Raw genomic sequence first — 2,430 nt, 5'->3', positions numbered from 1 at the left:
AGGCGGCTACATCGACCGCGGTTTCAACGACATCAACTGGCTCTGAGCCGGCGCAGGGGAGGATAGACCATGGCTGCACCTTTTGACATGGACGACGACAGCGTCGTCGTCATCATCGGTACCGGCGCCGGCGGCGGCGTGCTCGCGAACGAACTGGCCCAGAAGGGCGTGAGCGTCGTGGCGCTCGAGGCGGGCGGGCGGTACCTGCCCGAGGACTACATCAACGACGAGTGGGAGAGCTTCGGCCAGCTGGCCTGGACCGACCCGCGCACCACGTCCGGCGACTGGCGCGTCGCCAAGGACTTCAGCGGGCTGCCCGCGTGGATCGTCAAGGCGGTGGGCGGCACCACCACGCACTGGGCCGGCGCCTCGCTGCGCTTCCAGGAACACGAGTGGAAGGCACGCACCACCTATGGCGCGGTGCAGGGCGCGAACCTGCTCGACTGGCCCATCGACGCCGCGGAAATGGAGCCGTGGTACGCGCTGGCCGAGCTCGGCGTGACCCGCACCGAGGGCCGCCCCGGTCTGCCCGGCAACAACAACTACCTCGTGTTCGAGAAGGGCGCCAAGGCGCTCGGCTACACAGAGGTGCACACCGGTCGGATGGCGATCAACTCGCAGGACTACGACGACCGCATGGCCTGCCAGCAGACCGGCTTCTGCTTCCAGGGCTGCAAGTGGGGCGCCAAGTGGTCGTCGGCCTACACCGACATCCCGCGCGGCGAGGCCACCGGCAACCTCGAGGTGCGCGACCGCAGCCACGTGGCGCGCATCCTGCACGACGACAGCGGCAAGGCCACGGGGGTCGAATACTACGACGCCGACGGCACCCTGCAGATGCAGAAGGCGCGCATCGTCTGCGTCGCCGGCAACTCGTTCGAGAGCCCGCGGCTGCTGCTCAACTCGGCCTCGTCGATGTTCCCGGACGGGCTGGCCAACAGCTCGGGACAGGTCGGGCGCAACTACATGCGGCACATGACCGGCTCGGTCTACGCGACCTTCGACAAGCCGGTGCGCATGTGGCGCGGCACGACCATGGCGGGGATCATCCAGGACGAGGCCAGGCACGATCCGTCGCGCGGCTTCGTCGGCGGCTACGAAATGGAGACGCTGAGCCTCGGCATCCCATTCATGGCGGCCTTCCTCGATCCGGGCGGCTGGGGACGCGAGTTCACCACCGCGCTCGACGCCTACGAGAACATGGCCGGCATGTGGCTGGTGGGCGAGGACATGGCGCAGGAGACCAACCGCGTCACCCTCAACCACGACGTTGCCGACCAGCACGGGCTGCCCGTGGCGAACGTGCATTTCGACGACCACCCCAACGACCGCGCCATGCGGGCCCATGCCTACAAGCAGGGCATCGCGATCTACGAGGCGGTGGGTGCCACGCGCACCTTCCCGACGCCGCCCTACCCGTCAACCCACAACCTCGGCACCAACCGGATGTCCGAGAACCCGCGGGACGGCGTGGTGAACCGCTGGGGTCAGACCCACGACGTTCCGAACCTCTTCGTGTCGGACGGCTCGCAGTTCACCTCGGGCGCGGCCGAGAACCCGACGCTGACCATCGTGGCGCTGGCGATCCGGCAGGCCGACCACATCGCGGGCGAGATGTCGAAGCAGAACATCTGACCTCTGCGCCTGCCTGAAATCCCGGGGCCCCCGCCGTCGTAGCGGGGGCCCCATCCGTTTCCGGCACTCCATGGCGATTGTCAGACCGGCGGAAACCACGCATCCTGTGACGGCACCGCAAGGCCGCTCCATCACGGGAGGAGGAACCCACGATGTCCGACGTCTTCCACGCAATCCGCCGTGCCGCCCTTGCCGGTGCGCTGACGCTCATGGCAACGACCGCCCTCGCGCAGGAGCAGGTGACGGTCCGCTTCCCGCCCGGCAGTTCCGGCACCACGATCAACGGCACCATCATCGGCCGCGAGTTCATCGACTATGTGCTGGACGTGGGCGCGGGCCAGACCATGATCGCGACGCTGCGGGTCACCGGCACCAACGGTCACGGCTCGGCCTTCTTCAACGTCCTGCCCGCCGGCAAGGATTACGACGGTCTCTACGTGGGCTCGATGGACGACGACAGCACCGCCGAGGTGACATTCCCCACCGCCGGCAAATGGGCGCTCCGGGTCTACCTGATGGGCAACGACAAGGACGCGGGCAAGAGCGTGGGCTATGCCATCGACGTGCGCATCCCGCCGGGCAAGTCCGGCGCCGCAGGACAGGCGCCCGCGGCGCCCGTCGCGCGGGTAGCGGGGGTCGCGGCCAACGACCTGCTCAACGTGCGCAGCGGGCCGGGCACCGAACACGGCGTCATCGGCGCGCTGGCGAATGGTGATCAGGTGAAGCGGCTGGGCTGCGAGAACCACGGCGGCTCGGAGTGGTGCATGATCGAGATGATGACCGACATGCACGAAC

At 68.4% G+C, this 2,430-nt stretch carries 2 protein-coding genes; both read left to right on the top strand.

Annotation, left to right across the window (positions count from 1 at the left end; translation table 11 throughout):
• Window positions 1-69 precede the first annotated feature (69 nt).
• Window positions 70-1,635, top strand: a complete 1,566-nt coding sequence (locus HC022_RS24100) for a GMC family oxidoreductase (RefSeq protein WP_167454087.1) — start codon at window positions 70-72, stop codon at window positions 1,633-1,635.
• A gap of 152 nt (window positions 1,636-1,787) precedes the next feature.
• The coding region (locus HC022_RS24095) for an SH3 domain-containing protein (RefSeq protein WP_167454086.1) at window positions 1,788-2,430 on the top strand (643 nt) is incomplete at its 3' end.

It is taken from the genome of Salipiger sp. HF18 (assembly GCF_011806505.1).
Lineage (GTDB): Bacteria > Pseudomonadota > Alphaproteobacteria > Rhodobacterales > Rhodobacteraceae > Salipiger > Salipiger thiooxidans.
This window is presented reverse-complemented; position numbering and strand designations above follow the sequence as displayed.